We start from the raw sequence: 16,983 nt of genomic DNA on the forward strand, positions 1-16,983 counted from the left end.
ACCACCGCCACCATGACGCGCGACGACTTCCACTTCTACGAGCCGGCCAAGGGCCACGGCCTGCCGCACGACCCGTTCAATGCCATGGTCGGTCCGCGGCCGATCGGATGGATCTCGTCGCAGGACGAGCACGGCGTGCTCAACCTCGCGCCCTACAGCTTCTTCAACGCCTTCAACTACACGCCGCCGATCGTGGGCTTCGCGAGCATCGGCGCCAAGGACAGCCTGCACAACATCCGCCAGACGCGCGAGTTCGGCTGGAACCTGGCCACGCGGCCGCTGGCCGAGCAGATGAACCGCTCCTGCGCCGCCGTGCCGCCCGAAGTGAACGAATTCGAGCTCGCCGGCCTCACGCCCACGGCATCGCGCACCATCGCGGTGCCGCGCGTCGCTGAAAGCCCGGTGTCGTTCGAATGCAGGCTCACCCAGCTGCTGCAGCTCGAAGGCGCCGACGGCGTGCCGGTGCCCACCTGGCTCGTCCTCGGCGAAGTGGTGGGCGTGCACATCGCACGGCACCTGCTGAAGAACGGCATCTACGACACCGCCGCGGCCCAGCCGATCTTGCGCGGCGGCGGGCCGGCCGACTATTTCGAGATCAGCGCCGACAATCTCTTCAAGATGTTCCGCCCGCGCTGAATGCGCGGAACCCTATTTTTTGTGCCGCCGACAACCTGACCACCGACCGATGACCGACACCGCCACGCCCCAAGAAGAACAGATCCAGGAAGTCCAGCAGCCGGCGGAAGCCGACGGCGGCGCGGCGCAGAAGCAGCCGCGCCAGCAGCAGAGAAAGAAACGCAGCCCCGGGCAGTCCGGGCAGCCGCAAAACCAGCAGCAGAAGCAGCAGCCACCGCAGCAGCAGCAAGCGTCGCGCGGCCGCAAGGTGCATCCGGCGCTCGAGAAGCTGTTCGAGCTCTATCCGAACCTGTTCGGCGCGCGCTTCCTGCCGCTCAAGCTCGGCGTGTTCCAGGACCTGCTCGACAAGCATGCCGACGTGTTCAAGAAGGACGAGTTGAAGGTCGGGCTCGGCCTGCATGCGCGCTCCACGCGCTATCTCGAGGCCGTGGCCGCGGGCCACCCGCGCCACGACCTCGACGGCAACGTGGTGGAGCCGGTCGCGCCCGAGCATGTGCACCACGCCATCCTCGAGCTGCACCGCCGCCGCGCGCAGCGCAACCCCGGCGAAGACCTGCGCCCGCAGCTGGTGACCCGCATCGCCCGCGCGGTGGAAGCCTCGGGCCTCGACCGCGAAGCCTATGCCGTGCTGGTGCGCTCGCGCGACGAGGACACCAATGCCGTGCTCGACGAAGCGCTGGCCGAACTGGCGCGCCAGGCCGCCAAGCGCGAGGCGCTGCTGCGCGCCTTCGAGTCGAGTGGACGCGACAGCGAGCAGGCCTTCGCCGAGATGTACGGCATGGACGCCAAGGAAGTGACCGCCACGCTCGCACGCGCACGCACCGAGCGGCAGCCGGCGGCGCCTGCAGTCGCCAGCTGATCGCATTCGATCGAGGCTGCTGCGGCAGCGCAGAAGCAAAAAAGCCGCCACGGTGTGCCCGTGGCGGCTTTTCTTTGGCTTCTGCAGGCTCGGACGCTCAGCGCGCGTTCTGCAGCGCCGCGATGCGCTCCTCGATTGGCGGGTGCGTGGCGAACAGCTTGCCCATGCTGCCCGTGATGCCCATGGCCTCGACGGCCTTGGGCAGTTCGCCGGCCGGCAGGCCGCCCAGGCGCGCGAGCGCATTCATCATCGGCTGGCGGTTGCCCATGAGCGCGGCGGCGCCGGCGTCGGCGCGGAACTCGCGCTGGCGCGAGAACCAGGCCACCACGATGGCGGCGGCGAAGCCCAGCAAGATGTCGAGCACGATGGTGCTCACGTAGTAGCCGATGCCGGGGCCCGACGAACGGTCGTCGCCGCGGCGCAGGAAGCTGTCGACCGCGTAGCCGATCACGCGCGAGAGGAACACCACGAAGGTGTTCATCACGCCCTGGATCAGCGTCATCGTGACCATGTCGCCGTTGGCGATGTGCGCCACCTCGTGGCCGATCACGGCCTCGACCTCTTCACGCGTCATGCCCTGTAGCAGGCCGGTGGACACCGCGACCAGCGACGAGTTCTTGAACGCGCCGGTGGCGAAGGCGTTGGGCTCGCCCTCGAAGATGCCGACCTCGGGCATGCCGATGCCGGCCTTGTCGGCGAACTTGCGCACCGTGCCGACGATCCAGGCCTCGTCGGGCGTCTGGGGGTTGTCGATCATGTGCAGCTTGGTCGTCCACTTGGCCATGGGCTTGCTGATCAGGAGCGAGATGATCGCGCCGCCAAAGCCCATGATCAGCGCGAAGCCGAGCAGCGCCGTCAGATTGAGCCCGTTGGCCGTGAGATAGCGGTTGACGCCGAGCAGGCTCGCGACGATGCCGAGCACCGCAACGACCATCACGTTGGTCAGGACGAACAGAACAATACGTTTCAAGTTGGATTCTCCGTGGGGGAACGCTACCGCCTAGATGAGGGCCCCGCGGCCCTCTTCAAGCCATGCAGGATCGGCCGTCGAATTCTTGTGGTTGTTCTGGCGGACGGCGTGCACCGCGGGCTGCGGGTAGAGCGATGATAGGAGCAAAAGTTCTACGGACCCTGCCGGAAGACCTTCGGATCGTCGTAGAAATCGGCGGCCGCGTTATCGGCACACCAGCCCGGGACACCCAGCACCGGCAGCGGCGCGAACGGCTTGCGCGCCAGCCACTGCGCATCGAGGCTGCACGCAAGCGCCGCGTCCTGCACCGGCCCGGCGTGTGCGGCCAGCCCCGGAGGCACGCACAGCACATGCGCCGTGGCCGCCTTGCGCGGCGCCACGAGCTTCTCGAGCAGCGCATGGCCGAACACCACGAGCCGCGCCTCGGACCACAGCGCGCGCCGCGCGACGAAAAGCGTGGGCCAGTCGCGAGACAGCAGCGCGTCCCAGAGCGGCTTGGGCGCATCGAGCAGCGCACCGTTCTCGTCGAACAGCGTCAGCGCGTCGCGCAGCGGGCCGCGCGTGGCGCCGATGCCGGCGCGGGCGATCTCGGCCGCCTGCAATTCGTTGAGGCGGCGCTTGGTCTCCGGAAAAGCCAGCCAGACCAGCCCATTGAAGAAGTCGTGGAGGTTGTCGCGCGTGGGAACGGTGCGGGTTTCGAAGATGTGGGCTTCGTACGCCTGGCCCGACGGCAGCGCCGACTGCGCGACGAAGGCGGGCGTGCGCCCCGGCGTGGCGAACTGCTGCAGTGCGTCAGCAACCGGTGCGCCGGCCGCGGCGGTCTGCGCCGCTGCCTCGCCGACGGCGCGATAGGGCGCCAGCCAGGGCTGCGACCAGTCGATCGCCGCCAGGCTCATCAAGGCGCGGCGGCTCCGGTCCAGCGGATGCGGTCGGGGTGCTGCAGAACGGCGAACTCTGCGGGGAGCTTGTCGAACAGCTTGAGCGAGCTGCCATGCTTGCCGAGCAGCCCGGCGGCGCGCAGCGCCTGGGCCACGTCGTTGAGCGGCACGTCGGCGCCGCTGCGCAACGCCGGCGCGGCCCGCAGGATGAACTCGGCGGCTTCGGACACCGGCGGCCTCGGCGCGGACTGTTTCTGCGCGGACTGCTTCGCAGCGGGCTTCGCGGCGGCGGCCTTGGCGACCTTGCGCGCCGCTGTCTTGGCCGGCGCCTTGGCCGCGGCGGTCTTCGCTGCTGCCGGCGCGGCGGCGGACTTGGCTGCGGGCGCACGCTTCGCCGCCGCCTTGCGCGCCGGTGCGGCGCGCGGCGCGACCGGTGCACCCTGGTGCCGCAGGTCGGTGAAGTCGTCGTAGACCGCCACTGTCTCGTCGCCCGTCTTGCCCTGCTGGCCGAGGCCGCAGACGCGGCAGCCCTTCTCGCGCAGCCGGATCACGAGCGGCGCGAAATCGGAATCGGACGACACCAGCACCGCCACGTCGGGCCGCTCGGCCATCGCAAGGTCGATCGCGTCGACCGCGAGTGCGATGTCGGTGCTGTTCTTGCCGGCCGAGAGATTGACCATCGGGCGCACCGACAGCCGCTTGAAGAGCGCCTGCTGCTTGAGTGCCGTCTCGGCATTGCAGTAGGCGCGGCGCACATGCACCGCGCCGTACTCGGCCAGCGTGCGCTGCACGGCCTGCTCGATGACGTCTGCCGAGACGTTGTCGGCATCGATCAGCAGCATCACCCGCAGCGGGGGCGTCATGCGAGCCTCCAAGCCACGGTCTCGCCGCCGCGCAGCGGCTTCAGGGTGGCCTCGCCGTAGGGCACGGTCTCGGGCACGGTCCAGCTTTCGCGCTTCAGCGTGATGGTGTCGCTGTTGCGCGGCAGGCCGTAGAAGTCGGCGCCGTGGAAGCTTGCGAAACCCTCGAGCTTGTCGAGCGCGCCCGCGTTGTCGAAGGCCTCGGCATAGAGCTCGATGGCGGTCAGCGCGGTGTAGCAGCCGGCGCAGCCGAGCGCATGCTCCTTCAGGTGCGCCGGATGCGGTGCGCTGTCGGTGCCGAGGAAGAAGCGGTCGCTGCCGCTGGTAGCGGCTTCGACCAGCGCGACGCGGTGCGTCTCGCGCTTGAGCACCGGCAGGCAGTAGTAGTGCGGGCGGATGCCGCCGGTGAAGATCGCGTTGCGGTTGTAGAGCAGGTGGTGCGCCGTGATCGTGGCCGCCGTGAAGCGCCCCGCATCGCGCACGTAGTGCGCGCCCTCCTTCGTGGTGAGGTGCTCGAACACCACCTTGAGCTCGGGAAAGTCGCGCCTGAGCGGGATCATCACGCGGTCGATGAAGACGGCTTCGCGGTCGAACAGGTCGACCGCCGGGTCGGTCACTTCGCCGTGCACCAGCAGCAGCAGGCCGTGCTTCTGCATCGCTTCGAGCGTCTTGGTGGTGTGGCGAATGTCGGTCACGCCGGCATCGCTGTTGGTGGTGGCGCCGGCCGGGTAGAGCTTGAGCGCGCGCACGCCGGCCGCGGCGGCCTGGGCGATCTCTTCGGGCGGCAGCTTGTCGGTCAGGTAGAGCGACATCACGGGCTCGAAGGCGGCGCCCGCGGGCACGGCCGCGCGGATGCGGTCGCGGTATGCCACGGCCTGCGCGGCGGTCGTCACGGGCGGGCGCAGGTTCGGCATGATCAGCGCGCGGCCGACTTGGCGCGCGCTGTGCGGCACCACGGCTTCGAGGGCGGCGCCGTCGCGCACGTGGAGATGCCAGTCGTCGGGACGGGTGATGGTGAGGGTGTCGGTCATGGGAGGGCAATTGTCGCATCGGCCCGCCCGCGGCACGTGCTGGCACACGTCGTGCTTGTGATGTCCGTCCCCACCCCACGGAGTTCCATGTGAAGCGTGCCGCCCCCGCCCCGATCATCCCGTCGAAGTCCCTCGTCGCCTGCGCGGCGCTCGCCGTCTTGGCCCTCACCGCCGCGCCGGCGCTGGCGCAGGAGAAGACCTTGCGCATCGCGATGACCGCGGCCGACATTCCGCGCACGCTGGGCCAGCCCGACCAGGGCTTCGAGGGCAACCGATTCACCGGCATCCCGATCTACGACGCGCTCACGCACTGGGACCTGTCGAAGGCCGATGCGCCGAGCGTGCTGATCCCCGGCCTGGCCACATCGTGGGCCGTCGACGCGAAGGACAAGACGCGCTGGGTCTTCAAGCTCCGCCCCGGCGTCAAGTTCCACGACGGCTCGGCCTTCAACGCCGATGCCGTGGTCTGGAACGTGCAGAAGGTGCTCGACAAGGACGCGCCGCAGTTCGACGCGAGCCAGGTCGGCGTGACCGCTTCTCGCATGCCGACGCTGCGCACCGCACGCAAGATCGACGACATGACGGTCGAGCTGACCACCAGCGAACCCGATGCCTTCCTGCCGATCAACCTGTCGAACCTGTTCATGGCCTCCCCGGCCCATTGGCAGAAGAAGTTCGACGCCGCCAGCGGCGCCGCGCCGGCCGACAAGGCCAGGGCCGCGTGGACGGCCTTCGCCGCCGATCCCGCCGGCTCGGGCCCGTTCCGGGTCACGCGCTTCGTGGCGCGCGAGCGGCTCGAACTGGCCGCCAACAAGTCCTACTGGGACGCGAAGCGCGTGCCCAAGATCGACAAGGTCGTCATGCTGCCGATGCCCGAGGCCAACGCGCGCACTGCCGCGCTGCTGGGCGGGCAGGTCGACTGGATCGAAGCGCCCGCGCCCGACGCGATGCCGCAGATCACGCAGCGCGGCTTCAAGATCTATTCGAATGCGCAGCCGCACGTGTGGCCCTGGCAGCTGTCGTTCGCCGAAGGCTCGCCCTGGCTCGACAAGCGCGTGCGCCAGGCGGCCAACCTGTGCGTCGACCGCGGCGGCATGAAACAGCTGCTCGGCGGCATGATGGCCGAGCCCAAGGGCACCGTGCCGCCCGGCCATCCGTGGTGGGGCAACCCCAAGTTCGACATCCGCTACGACGTGAAGGCCGCGCAGGCCCTGATGACGCAGGCCGGCTACTCGGCCGCCAAGCCGATCAAGGTGAAGGTGCAGATCTCGGCCTCGGGCTCGGGCCAGATGCAGCCGCTGCCGATGAACGAGTACGCGCAGCAGTCGCTCAAGCAGTGCTTCTTCGACGTGGAATTCGACGTGATCGAATGGAACACGCTCTTCACCAACTGGCGCAAGGGCGCTAAGGACCCGTCGGCCAACGGCGCCAATGCCACCAACGTGAGCTTCGCCGCCATGGACCCGTTCTTCGCGATGGTGCGCTTCGTGAGCACCAAGGCGTTCCCCCCGGTGTCGAACAACTGGGGCTACTACGGCAATGCCGAAGTCGACAAGCTCGTGGCCGATGCGCGCACCAGCTTCGACGACAAGGCGCGCGACGCGGCACTGGCAAAGCTGCATGCGCACGTGGTCGACGACGCGCCCTTCGTCTGGATCGCGCACGACGTGGGCCCGCGCGCCATGTCGGCGAAGGTCAAGAACGTGGTGCAGCCGAAAAGCTGGTTCATCGACATCGCCACGATGACCATGGACTGAGCGCGCGATGCTCGCCTACCTGCTGCGCCGCATCGTCTACGCCCTGCCGATCATGGTCGGCGTGGCGCTGGTGTGCTTCCTGCTGGTGCACATCGCGCCGGGCGACCCGCTGGTGTCGATTCTGCCGCCCGACGCGTCGGCCGAGCTGCAGGCGCAGTTGCGCGAGCTCTACGGCTTCAACCGCTCGCTGCCCGAGCAGTTCGCGATGTGGCTCTGGCGCGCGCTGCACGGCGACCTGGGCATGTCGATCGCGAGCAACCGCGCGGTGGCCGGCGAGGTGTTCACCGCCGTCGGCAACACGCTGCGCCTCGCGGTGGTGGCCACCTTCATCGGCTTCGTGCTGGGTTCGCTCTTCGGCTTCGTGGCGGGCTACTTCCGCGGCTCGTGGATCGACCGCGCAGCCTCGATGTTCTCGGTGCTCGGCGTGAGCGTGCCCCACTACTGGCTCGGCATGGTGATGGTCATCGTGTTCTCGTCGCAGCTCATGTGGCTGCCCGCCACGGGCGCCGGCCCGGGCGGCTCGAGCGACTGGGCCTGGGACTGGGCGCACCTGCAGTTTCTGGTGCTGCCGGCGCTCACGATGTCGGTGATCCCGATGGGCATCATCGCGCGCACGGTGCGCGCGCTGGTGGCCGAGATCCTCGACCAGGAGTTCATCATCGGCCTGCGCGCCAAGGGCCTCACGCACTTCGGCGTGTTCCGCCACATGGTCAAGAACGCCGCGCCTACCGCGCTGGCGGTGATGGGCCTGCAGCTCGGCTACCTGCTCGGCGGCTCGATCCTCATCGAGACGGTGTTCTCCTGGCCCGGCACCGGTTTTCTGCTGAACTCCGCCATCTTCCAGCGCGACCTGCCGCTGCTGCAGGGAACCATCCTGGTGCTCGCGCTGTTCTTCGTGGTGCTCAACCTGCTGGTCGACGTGCTGCAGACCCTGCTCGATCCGCGCATTGCGCGGGCCTGAAGACCCATCGCCATGTCCGCCCTTCTCGCTCCCCTCATCGCCGCCGAGCCCCTGCCGCCGCAGCGCTCGCGCGGCTATTGGACTTCGGTGGTGCTGCGCTTCGTGCGCGATCCGGTCGCCATGGGTGCCGCGCTGGTGGTGCTGCTGCTGATCGGGCTGGCGGTGTTCGGCCCCTGGCTCGCGCCGGCCGACCCGTATGCCTCCTCGATGCTCAAGCGGCTCAAGCCGATCGGCACCGAGGGGCTGCTGCTCGGCAGCGACGAACAGGGGCGCGACATGCTCTCGCGCCTGATCGTGGGCGCCCGGCTGTCGCTGTTCATCGGCATCACGCCGGTGTTCTGCGCCTTCGTGCTCGGCACGGTGATCGGCATCGTCGCGGGCTACGCGGGCGGTCTCACCAACACGCTGATCATGCGCACGATCGACGTGTTCTACGCCTTCCCGTCGGTGCTGCTCGCGATCGCGCTGTCGGGCACGCTGGGCGCGGGCGTGGTCAATTCGCTGATCTCGCTGACGGTGGTGTTCATTCCGCAGATCGCGCGCGTGGCCGAGAGCGTGACGACGCAGGTGCGCACGCGCGACTACGTGGAGGCGGCGCGCGCCTCGGGCGCGAACCCCTTCACCATCGTGCGGGTGCACGTGCTCGGCAATGTGCTCGGACCGATCTTCGTCTACGCCACGAGCCTGATCGCCGTGTCGATGATCCTGGCCTCGGGCCTGTCGTTCCTGGGCCTGGGCGTGAAGCCGCCCGAGCCCGAGTGGGGGCTGATGCTCAACACGCTGCGCACCGCGATCTACGTGCAGCCGTGGGTGGCGGCCCTGCCCGGTCTGATGATCTTCGTCACCTCGATCTCCTTCAACCTGCTGTCCGACGGATTGCGCTCGGCGATGGACAACAAGGGGTGAGCATGAATCCATTGAACGACGTCGGCGGCCCGGCGCAGCCGCTGCTCAGCATCTCGGGCCTGGTCAAGCACTTCCCGCTCAAGAAGGACGCGCTCGGCCGCGGCGGCGGCGTGGTGCGCGCCGTGGACGGCGTGGACTTCGAGGTGCACAAGGGCGAGACGCTGGGCGTGGTCGGCGAATCGGGCTGCGGCAAGTCGACCACGGCGCGCCTGCTGATGCAGCTCATCGCGCCGACGCGCGGCGAGGTGGTGTTCGACGGCCGCGAGGTCGGTGGCCGCGACCTGCCGCTGAAGGAATTCAGGCGCCAGGTGCAGATGGTGTTCCAGGACAGCTATGCCTCGCTCAATCCGCGCCTCACCATCGAGGACTCCGTCGCCTTCGGGCCGCAGGTGCACGGCCTGCCGCGGCGCGAAGCGGTGGCGCGCGCACGCGACCTGCTCGCGCGCGTCGGGCTCGATTCGCGGCGCTTTGCCGAGCGCTATCCGCACGAGCTGTCGGGCGGCCAGCGCCAGCGCGTCAACATCGCGCGTGCGCTGGCGCTGCAGCCGCGCATGGTGATCCTCGACGAGGCGGTCTCGGCGCTCGACAAGTCGGTCGAGGCCCAGGTCATCAACCTGCTGCTCGACCTGAAGGCCGAGTTCGGCCTGACTTACGTCTTCATCAGCCACGACCTGAACGTGGTGCGCTACGTGAGCGACCGCGTGATGGTGATGTACCTCGGCCAGGTCGCCGAGATCGGTCCGTCCGAGACGCTCTACGATGCGCCGGCGCACCCCTACACGCGCGCGCTGCTGTCGTCGATGCCGTCGATGGACCCCGACCACCGCACCGAGACCGCCGCGCTCGCGGGCGACCCGCCGAACCCGATCGATCCGCCAAGCGGCTGCCGCTTCCATCCGCGCTGCGCACTCGCGGCGCCGGTGTGCAGCCAGGTGGTGCCCGAGCGCATCGCCACCGGCGCACGGCATGCAGTGAGCTGCCTGGTCCACGAACCAGGCAGCGGGCACCCGATGGCGCAGCCGGCTCAGAAGCAACAAAGCGAAGAAAGGCAGGCCGCATGAACCACGCCGCGCCACCCGTCACCGAGCCGATGGTCCGCCTGCGTGACCTCAGCGTCACCTTCACCGGCGGGCGCAAGCCCGTGCATGCCGCGAGTGGCGTGAGCCTGGACGTGGGCCGCGGCGAAGTGGTCGCGCTGATCGGCGAATCGGGCTCGGGCAAGAGCGTGACGCTGCGCACGCTGCTGCGGCTGCACCCCGAGCGCCGCACGCGCATCGGCGGCCAGGTGCAGGTGGCCGGGCGCGACGTGCTCGCGATGTCCACGCGCGAGCTCGACAATTTCCGCGGCAAGGTCGCGTCGATGATCTTCCAGGAGCCGCTGCTGGCGCTCGACCCGGTGTATTCGGTCGGTGCGCAGATCGTCGAATCGATCCGGCGCCACGAGAAGGGCGTCACCGCGGCCGAAGCGCAGCGGCGCGCGCTCGCGCTGTTCGAGCGCGTGCGCATCCCGAGCCCCGAGCGCCGCCTGGCGGCCTATCCGCACGAGATGTCCGGCGGCATGCGCCAGCGCGCGATGATCGCGCTGGCGCTCGCCTGCAACCCGCAGCTGCTGCTGGCCGACGAGCCGACCACCGCGCTCGACGCCACGGTGCAGATCCAGATCCTGCTGCTGCTGCGCGAGCTGCAGCGCGACCTCGGCCTGTCGGTGATCTTCGTCACGCACGACATCGGCGCGGCGGTCGAGGTGGCCGACCGCATCGCCGTGATGTATGCAGGCCGCATCGTCGAGGAAGGCAGCGCGCGCGCGTTGATCCGCACGCCGCGCCACCCGTACACCATCGCGCTGCTCAAGAGCCGGGCCCATGGCGCGCTCGCGCGCGGCGCGCGGCTCGAGACCATCGGCGGCGCCCCGCCCGACCTTTCCGCGCTACCGCCTGGCTGCGCCTTTGCCGAGCGCTGCAGCCTCGCCGCCGAGGCCTGCCGCATTGCACAGCCGCCCGCCATCGAGCTGGCACCGAACCACCGCGCGCGCTGCATCCGCACCGAGGCTGCCGCCGCCATCGCCCCCACCCTGGTAGCCTGACCCTGCCGACCTGCACCACCATGCCATTGCACGACCCCGCCCACGCCTTCGTTCCCTACCCCGACGTTCCGGTGCCGCATGCGGCCACCGGCGCGCTCGCCGACCTGAGCTTCGCGGCCAAGGACCTGTTCGACGTGGCCGGCCATCCCACCGGCGGCGGCAGCCCGATCGTGCTCGCGATGTCGGGCATCAAGACACGCACCGCGCCCGCGGTGCAAAAGCTGCTCGACGCGGGCGCGCGCTTCGTCGGCAAGACCGTGACCGACGAGCTCGCGTTCTCGATGAACGGCAACAACGCGCATTTCGGTGCGCCGATCAACGGCGCCGCGAAGGACCGCATCACGGGCGGCTCGTCGTCAGGCTCGGCCTCGGCGGTGTCGTGGGGCCTGTGCGACTTCGCGCTGGGCACCGACACCGGCGGTTCGGTGCGCGCGCCGGCCAACCACTGCGGCCTCTACGGCCTGCGGCCGACGCACGGGCGCGTGAGCCTCGAGGGGGTGATGGACCTCGCGCCGAGCCTGGACACCTGCGGCTGGTTCGCGCGCGACGCCGCCACCTTCGCGCGCGTGGCCGACGTGCTGCTGGGCGCCGATGCGGTGGCCCTGCCGGCGCGCGTGCGGCTGCTGCGTCCCGACGATGTCTGGTCGCTCGCGGTGCCGGCCGCGGCCGCGGCGCTGGCCGATGCCGCCGCGCGCGTGCAGGCCGTGCTCGGCGAGGCGCGGCATGTCGACGTGGCGCTCGACTCCTTCGATGCGATGTACTGGAACTTTCGCTACGTGCAGGGCCATGAGGCCTGGCTCACCGACGGGCCGCTGATCGAGCGCCATGCGCCGCCACTCGGCCCCGGCGTGGCGGAGCGCTTTGCCTGGTCGCGCGGCGTGACCGATGCGCAGATCGTCGCCGGCCGTGCGTTTCGCAGCGCCTTCCGCAGCCACCTCGCCGAGCTGCTCGGCCATGACGGCGTGCTGCTGATGCCGACGATGCCCGACATCGCGCCACTGCGCAGCGAGGCCGAGGCCGGCCTGGAGGACTACCGCGACCGCTCGATCCGGATGCTCTGCATCGCGGGCCTCAGCGGCTTTCCGCAGCTGTCGATGCCGTTCGCGCAGCGCGACGGCGCGCCGCTGGGCCTTTCGCTGCTCGGCCCCGCAGGCTCGGACCGCTCGCTGGTCGCGCTGGCCGAGCGCATCGCGGCGGCGTCTCAGCCCGGCTGAACCGCCACCGGCGCGGCCAGGCGGCAGACGTCGCAGTCGGGCACATCGGCGCCGCGCTCCAGCACCACGAAGTCGCCCGCGTCCAGCGCCAGCAGCGCGTGGTGCCAGGTGCCGGGTGCGAGCAGCACGCCCTGCAGCCCATCGGTCACGAAGGCCGAAAGATCGGCCGCCGACGTGGGCGCCGCACCTGCACGTGCGACCACGATCACGAAGCGCCGCATGCCGAGCGGCACGAAGGCCTGGCTGCCGAGCGCATGGCGCTCCAGTTCAACGACCTCGTGCGGAAAGCGCCGTGCCTGCGCGCGGAACAGCGCGAGCATCGGCCGGCCGCCGCCGGCGTCGAGCTGCAGGTCGTCCACGAGGTCGAAGCGCTGCGCGCTGCCGCCGTTGATGGGCCGGCCTTCGCCGGGCGGCGCGGCGATCACCGTGCCGAAGGGCGAGAAGGCGTCGGCGGTCAGCGGCCGGATGGCGAGCAAAGCATGGGCAGGCGTCATGCCGCCATTGCAGCAGAAACCGTGCCGCGCGCGGCGGCCAATTCGTCGCGCCAGCGTGCATAGGCGGCGGCGCGTTCGCCGTCCGCGAGCCGCAGCAGTGCCGAGGGATGCAGCGTGACGAACACCGGCCGGCCGTCGGCGCGTTCGTGCAGCCACATGCCGCGTTCGGCCTGCACCGCCACCGGGCGCCCGAGCAGCGCGCGCGCCGCGGTGGCGCCGAGCGCGACCAGTGCCTGCGGCTTCACCAGCGCGATCTCGTGGTCGAGCCAATGGGCGCAGGCTTCGGCCTCGCGCTGGCCGGCGGTCTTGTGGATGCGGCGCTTGCCGCGCAGTTCGTACTTGAAGTGCTTCACCGCATTGGCCAGGTACACGCTGTCGCGCGGCCAGCCGATCTGCGCCATCGCGCGGTCGAGCAGCTGCCCGGCCGGCCCGACGAACGGCCGGCCCGCCAAGTCTTCCTGGTCGCCGGGCTGCTCGCCGACCAGCATGTGGTGCGGCGCGAGCGGGCCTTCACCGCACACGGCCTGCGTGGCGAGCGCGCCGATCGGACAGGCGCGGCAGCCGTGCGCGGCGGCCTGCAGTTCGGCCAGGCTCGCGGGCGCCACGCCTTCCGCGGGGCGCAGGTGCAGCGCGATGGGCGCGCGGATGCGACGCACGGGCGTGGCCGGTGCATCGATCATGGCCTGGCTGCGCGCCGCGGCGGCGTCGGCCAGCGGCTGGATCAGCGCGGCCTCGGGCAGGTTGTGCCAGTAGCGGCGCGGCATCTCGTTGCGCATGGCCGCGAGCTTGAGCCGCGCGGGGTTGAAGATGTGCGCGTAGTAGGTGAGCCAGAGCTGCTCGCCGGCGTCGGGCGCGGGCTTTTCGCGCCGGTCGGCGCCGGGCCGGAAGGCCAGCGCGGCACCGTCCCACGCGACGCAGCGGTCGGGCGTGAGGATGGCCCAGCGCATCTGCGCGAAGCGGCGCGCGAAGAACGGCGCATTGGCCTCGACGATGCGGTGCTCGGGCTCGAACCACGCCACATGCCGGTCGAGCCCGTCGGCCTCGTCGGCCACGCGCGTGAAGCGCACGAAGGCGCGCATCTTGTGGATGTCGCGCCGCACCGACCGGGCCATGCGCTGGGCTCGCATCATGTCGGCGTCGAGTGGATCGTGCCGCAGCGCGGGTTCGTGCGCGAGGCGCCAGAGCAGGCGGTAGAGCAAGGCAAAGCGCTGGTCGTCGCGGTGCAGGACCACGTCGGCGCAGAGCGCGACGAAGGCGGCCGGCACGGGATGCGAAGGCACGGCGGGCGGCGCGGGCAGCATGGTGTCTGCCTCGCCGAACAGGCCTTGGCTTGCGCCGCCGCCGCCATCGCCGCCGGCCGCGTCGCGCACACGCCATTCGACTTCGCCCGGCGGCACGCCAGCGGCCAGCAGTTGCCGGGCGCTGCGGCGGAATGCGTCGAGGTCGACCGGATCGTCGAGCAGCGCCTGCATCGCACGGCCCCTAGAACAGCGATGCCTGCACCGCGGTGCGCGGCGGCGCCGCGAGAGCGCCGCGCGCCGGCCGATGCCCGTCGGCCACCACGAACGGCAGCACCTTGCGCGCGGGCACATGGAGCCGCCGCAGGTCTTCGGCACGCACGCGTCGCACCCGACGTGCCTGCATCAATCGGTCGACGGCCTTGACGCCGAGCCCGGGCACGCGCAGCAGCATCTCGCGCGGTGCCTGGTTCAGGTCGACCGGGAAGCACTCGGCATGCGCGAGCGCCCAGGCCATCTTGGGATCGACGTCGAGCCGCAGCAGGCCGTCGGGCGCCGCCACGATCTCCTCGTGGCCGAAGCCGTAGAAGCGCATCAGCCAGTCGGCCTGGTAGAGCCGGTGCTCGCGCAAGAGCGGTGGAGCGGTGAGCGGCAGCGCGCGCGCCGCATCGGGAATGGGGCTGAAGGCCGAGTAGTAGACGCGGCGCAGCCGGTAGGCGCCGTACAGCGTGGCGCTGGTCGCGAGGATGCCGCGGTCGTCTGTGGCATCGGCGCCCACGATCATCTGGGTGCTCTGCCCCGCGGGCGCGAAGGGCGGCGGCTTGGCGGCCACGGGGGCGGCGCCGGGCAGCACGCGGATCGGCACCACGCGGCGCGCTTCTTCGCGCGTGTGGTCGATCGCAAGCCGCAGCCGCGCCATCGAGCGGCGGATGGCGCTCTCGTCCTTCTCGGGTGCGAGCGCCTGAAGCCCCTCGGTGGTCGGCATTTCCACGTTGATGCTGAGCCGGTCGGCATAGCGGCCGGCCCGCGCGATAAGTTCGTCGCTTGCGTCGGGAATGGTCTTCAGGTGGATGTAGCCGCGAAAGTCGTGGTCCTCGCGCAGCGCCCGCGCCACCTCGACCACCTGCTCCATCGTGTGGTCGGGCGACTTGACGATGCCGCTCGACAGAAAAAGGCCCTCGATGCAGTTGCGCCGGTAGAAGTCGAGCGTGAGCTGCACCACCTCGTCGATGCGAAAGCGCGCGCGAGGCACGTTGCTCGAGGCGCGGTTGACGCAGTAGAGGCAGTCGTACTGGCAGTGGTTGGTCAGCAGCACCTTGAGCAGCGAGATGCAGCGGCCGTCGGGCGCGTAGCTGTGGCAGATGCCCATGCCCTCTGTCGAGCCGATGCCGCGTCCGCCGACCGAGTCGCGCGGCTGCGAACCGCTCGACGCGCAGGAGGCGTCGTATTTGGCGGCATCGGCAAGGATGGCGAGTTTGCGCTGAAGTTCCACGGCGGCTTGGGGCGTCAAAAGACTGTATGAATATACAGCACCGAGGCGCCGGCGTTGACAAAGACCGGCTGCGCGCAGGGTCGCTCGCCACGCGGCCCGCTACAGTCCAGGGCTCTTTCCACCCGATGCGCAGCGATGCGCCGTGTCCGATGCGCCGCCTCTCTTCCTTCTCCGTGCTCGCACTGGCTGCCGCGCTGCTTGCCGCGGGATGCGCCTCCCCGCGCACCGCGCCGCGCGTGGTCTTCCTCGCCGACGGCGTTTTCAAGTCGCCCTCCACCCAGGACGCCGAGGCCTATTGCCGCAACTTCGGCGCGCCCATGCGCTACCTCGACCCCGAGGCGGCGGCCCGCGCGCCGGGCGCCGAGGTGACCTATCGCTGCGACTGAGCCGGCGCCTCCTCGCCTGGCACCCGCACGCACGCGAGGATGAAGTCGATGAAGGTCCGGATCGCGCGCGTGTGCTGCCGGTTCGGCATGTAGAGCATGAACATCTGCGTGCCGAAGAGCGACAGGCGCCAGTCGTCGAGCGTGGTGACCACGTCGCCGCGGCGCATGTCGTCGGCCACCACGTAGTCGGGAACCAGCCCGATGCCGAGGCCCGCCAGGATGGCCTGGCGCAGGAACAGGAAGTTTTCCGAGATCAGCGTCGGCTCGAGCACCACTTCGCGCCGCACTTCGCCCAGCTCCTGGCTCTGGTAGGCCGACACGCGCAGCTGCCGCCCGACGACGGCTGCCGTCACCACGGGGGCGCTCTGCAGTTCGTCGAGCTGCTGCGGCAGCGCATGTTCCGCCGCATAGCCGCGCGAGGCGCAGGCCACGTAGCGCACCGCGCCCAGGTCGCGCGCCACCAGGTTCTGCGGCGGCTCGGGCACCACGCGGATCGCGATGTCGACCTCGTCGCGCAGCAGGTCCTCGATGCGGTTCTCGAACACCACGTCGAGCACGATGCCCGGGTACTGCCGCTTGAAGTCGATCAGCCAGCCGGCCATCACGAGCTGGCCGTAGCCGCTCGGCACGCTGAGCCGCACGCGGCCCTGCAGCCCCTGGCCGAGCGTGGTGACCGATTCGCGCGCGGCCAGCAGCTCGCCCTGGATCACGATGCCGTGCTGGTAGAGCCGCAGCCCGATCTCGGTCGGCTCGGCCCGGCGCGTGGTGCGGCGCACGAGCTGCGCGCCGACCGACCGCTCGAGCTGGTTGAGGTGGTAGCTGACGTTGGCGCGGCTCATCTTGAGCCGCCGCGCCGCGGCGCTGAGGTTGCCCGCGTCGATGATTTCGACCAGCAGGGACAGCGATTGAAGGTCCATGGCGCCGATTTTGTCAAAAATTCTTTGACAGTCTGTCAATGGACTATGCAATTGTCAAAGCCCCGCACCCGACCAAGAATGCGGGGTTCACCTAGGAGGCTGCCGGGCTTGGGCATGGCCCCGCGCCGCTGCCTGGGACTGCCACGCAAGGCGCGGGCGAGGCCGTGTGGCGAGCCACACAACGAGCCCGCAACGCAGCATGGCAGTCCCAGGCAGCGGCCCGGAGGGTTGCGCGAGACAGGGCGCATGCGGCGTTGCCAATGCTCGCTGGACATCAGTCCAGCTTGCGCTTGGCGCCTTG

17 protein-coding genes are annotated in these 16,983 nt (G+C 70.3%); 9 read left to right on the top strand and 8 right to left on the bottom strand.

All coding sequences use genetic code 11. The features are described 5' to 3' along the window. The first annotated feature begins 12 nt into the window (after positions 1-12). Positions 13-636, top strand: coding sequence for a flavin reductase family protein (locus AC3A6R_RS23570; protein WP_487865755.1), 624 nt, complete (start codon positions 13-15; stop codon positions 634-636). 49 nt (positions 637-685) lie between these two features. After that, on the top strand, positions 686-1,495 hold the full coding sequence (locus AC3A6R_RS23575; RefSeq protein ID WP_487865756.1) for a ProQ/FINO family protein: 810 nt from the start codon (positions 686-688) through the stop codon (positions 1,493-1,495). A gap of 97 nt (positions 1,496-1,592) precedes the next feature. On the opposite strand, the gene htpX is transcribed toward AC3A6R_RS23575, so the two are convergent. The 4 genes from htpX to pyrC form a co-directional block, all read right to left on the bottom strand. Beyond that, the gene (gene htpX / locus AC3A6R_RS23580) at positions 1,593-2,465 is read right to left on the bottom strand and encodes a protease HtpX (RefSeq protein ID WP_487865757.1); all 873 of its coding nucleotides are present in this window, start codon (positions 2,463-2,465) and stop codon (positions 1,593-1,595) included. A 152-nt stretch (positions 2,466-2,617) separates the two neighbouring features. Continuing rightward, on the bottom strand, positions 2,618-3,361 hold the full coding sequence (locus tag AC3A6R_RS23585) for a DUF3025 domain-containing protein (protein WP_487865770.1): 744 nt from the start codon (positions 3,359-3,361) through the stop codon (positions 2,618-2,620). Further along, positions 3,361-4,206, bottom strand: coding sequence for an NYN domain-containing protein (locus AC3A6R_RS23590; protein ID WP_487865758.1), 846 nt, complete (start codon positions 4,204-4,206; stop codon positions 3,361-3,363). Before AC3A6R_RS23590 ends, AC3A6R_RS23585 begins: the two co-directional genes overlap by 1 nt. Then, the gene (gene pyrC / locus AC3A6R_RS23595; RefSeq protein WP_487865759.1) at positions 4,203-5,234 is read right to left on the bottom strand and encodes a dihydroorotase; all 1,032 of its coding nucleotides are present in this window, start codon (positions 5,232-5,234) and stop codon (positions 4,203-4,205) included. Before pyrC ends, AC3A6R_RS23590 begins: the two co-directional genes overlap by 4 nt. An 89-nt stretch (positions 5,235-5,323) precedes the next feature. Between pyrC and AC3A6R_RS23600 the strand changes: the two genes are divergently transcribed. From AC3A6R_RS23600 to AC3A6R_RS23625, 6 genes are read left to right on the top strand one after another with little or no spacing between them, the layout of a single operon-like run. Next, positions 5,324-6,991, top strand: coding sequence for an ABC transporter substrate-binding protein (locus tag AC3A6R_RS23600; RefSeq protein ID WP_487865760.1), 1,668 nt, complete (start codon positions 5,324-5,326; stop codon positions 6,989-6,991). A gap of 7 nt (positions 6,992-6,998) precedes the next feature. Further along, positions 6,999-7,952: an ABC transporter permease gene (locus AC3A6R_RS23605; RefSeq protein WP_487861750.1), complete on the top strand. Its 954-nt coding sequence runs from the start codon at positions 6,999-7,001 to the stop codon at positions 7,950-7,952. A 12-nt stretch (positions 7,953-7,964) separates the two neighbouring features. After that, entirely contained in the window at positions 7,965-8,858 is an 894-nt protein-coding gene (locus tag AC3A6R_RS23610; protein ID WP_487861751.1) for an ABC transporter permease, read from the top strand. Positions 8,859-8,860: 2 nt separating this feature from the next. Beyond that, complete coding sequence (locus tag AC3A6R_RS23615; protein WP_487865761.1) at positions 8,861-9,919, top strand: ABC transporter ATP-binding protein; 1,059 nt, start codon at positions 8,861-8,863, stop codon at positions 9,917-9,919. Positions 9,920-9,948: 29 nt separating this feature from the next. Then, complete coding sequence (locus AC3A6R_RS23620; RefSeq protein ID WP_487865771.1) at positions 9,949-10,941, top strand: ABC transporter ATP-binding protein; 993 nt, start codon at positions 9,949-9,951, stop codon at positions 10,939-10,941. Between the two features lie 20 nt (positions 10,942-10,961). Further along, entirely contained in the window at positions 10,962-12,155 is a 1,194-nt protein-coding gene (locus AC3A6R_RS23625; protein WP_487865762.1) for an amidase, read from the top strand. Here AC3A6R_RS23625 and AC3A6R_RS23630 read toward each other — a convergent pair. The 3 genes from AC3A6R_RS23630 to AC3A6R_RS23640 are packed head-to-tail and all read right to left on the bottom strand — an operon-like array spanning position 12,143 to position 15,379. Then, the gene (locus tag AC3A6R_RS23630; RefSeq protein WP_487865763.1) at positions 12,143-12,649 is read right to left on the bottom strand and encodes an ureidoglycolate lyase; all 507 of its coding nucleotides are present in this window, start codon (positions 12,647-12,649) and stop codon (positions 12,143-12,145) included. The two genes, AC3A6R_RS23625 and AC3A6R_RS23630, sit on opposite strands and share 13 nt — an antisense overlap. Then, entirely contained in the window at positions 12,646-14,121 is a 1,476-nt protein-coding gene (locus AC3A6R_RS23635) for a UdgX family uracil-DNA binding protein (protein WP_487865764.1), read from the bottom strand. Before AC3A6R_RS23635 ends, AC3A6R_RS23630 begins: the two co-directional genes overlap by 4 nt. A gap of 10 nt (positions 14,122-14,131) precedes the next feature. Further along, positions 14,132-15,379, bottom strand: a complete 1,248-nt coding sequence (locus AC3A6R_RS23640) for a putative DNA modification/repair radical SAM protein (protein WP_487865765.1) — start codon at positions 15,377-15,379, stop codon at positions 14,132-14,134. Positions 15,380-15,528: 149 nt separating this feature from the next. Here AC3A6R_RS23640 and AC3A6R_RS23645 point away from each other — a divergent pair, with 149 nt between their 5' ends. Then, on the top strand, positions 15,529-15,765 hold the full coding sequence (locus AC3A6R_RS23645) for a hypothetical protein (RefSeq protein ID WP_487865766.1): 237 nt from the start codon (positions 15,529-15,531) through the stop codon (positions 15,763-15,765). Here AC3A6R_RS23645 and AC3A6R_RS23650 read toward each other — a convergent pair. Beyond that, positions 15,750-16,682 carry a LysR family transcriptional regulator gene (locus tag AC3A6R_RS23650; RefSeq protein WP_487865767.1) on the bottom strand — a complete coding sequence of 311 codons (933 nt, stop codon included), beginning with the start codon at positions 16,680-16,682 and terminating at the stop codon, positions 15,750-15,752. The genes AC3A6R_RS23645 and AC3A6R_RS23650 overlap by 16 nt on opposite strands. Between the last annotated feature and the right edge of the window lie 301 nt (positions 16,683-16,983).

This window comes from Variovorax sp. Soil_C_19, assembly GCF_057657255.1.

Excerpts from the sequence above, each read along its gene's own strand:
- AC3A6R_RS23615 (WP_487865761.1), top strand. The coding sequence starts at position 8,861 with ATGAATCCATTGAACGACGTCGGCGGCCCGGCGCAGCCGCTGCTCAGC.
- AC3A6R_RS23650 (WP_487865767.1), bottom strand. The coding sequence starts at position 16,682 with ATGGACCTTCAATCGCTGTCCCTGCTGGTCGAAATCATCGACGCGGGC.
- AC3A6R_RS23625 (WP_487865762.1), top strand. The coding sequence starts at position 10,962 with ATGCCATTGCACGACCCCGCCCACGCCTTCGTTCCCTACCCCGACGTT.
- AC3A6R_RS23585 (WP_487865770.1), bottom strand. The coding sequence starts at position 3,361 with ATGAGCCTGGCGGCGATCGACTGGTCGCAGCCCTGGCTGGCGCCCTAT.
- AC3A6R_RS23620 (WP_487865771.1), top strand. The coding sequence starts at position 9,949 with ATGGTCCGCCTGCGTGACCTCAGCGTCACCTTCACCGGCGGGCGCAAG.
- AC3A6R_RS23570 (WP_487865755.1), top strand. The coding sequence starts at position 13 with ATGACGCGCGACGACTTCCACTTCTACGAGCCGGCCAAGGGCCACGGC.
- AC3A6R_RS23575 (WP_487865756.1), top strand. The coding sequence starts at position 686 with ATGACCGACACCGCCACGCCCCAAGAAGAACAGATCCAGGAAGTCCAG.
- AC3A6R_RS23610 (WP_487861751.1), top strand. The coding sequence starts at position 7,965 with ATGTCCGCCCTTCTCGCTCCCCTCATCGCCGCCGAGCCCCTGCCGCCG.
- AC3A6R_RS23635 (WP_487865764.1), bottom strand. The coding sequence starts at position 14,121 with ATGCAGGCGCTGCTCGACGATCCGGTCGACCTCGACGCATTCCGCCGC.
- AC3A6R_RS23630 (WP_487865763.1), bottom strand. The coding sequence starts at position 12,649 with ATGACGCCTGCCCATGCTTTGCTCGCCATCCGGCCGCTGACCGCCGAC.
- AC3A6R_RS23590 (WP_487865758.1), bottom strand. The coding sequence starts at position 4,206 with ATGACGCCCCCGCTGCGGGTGATGCTGCTGATCGATGCCGACAACGTC.
- AC3A6R_RS23605 (WP_487861750.1), top strand. The coding sequence starts at position 6,999 with ATGCTCGCCTACCTGCTGCGCCGCATCGTCTACGCCCTGCCGATCATG.
- AC3A6R_RS23645 (WP_487865766.1), top strand. The coding sequence starts at position 15,529 with ATGCGCCGCCTCTCTTCCTTCTCCGTGCTCGCACTGGCTGCCGCGCTG.
- pyrC (WP_487865759.1), bottom strand. The coding sequence starts at position 5,234 with ATGACCGACACCCTCACCATCACCCGTCCCGACGACTGGCATCTCCAC.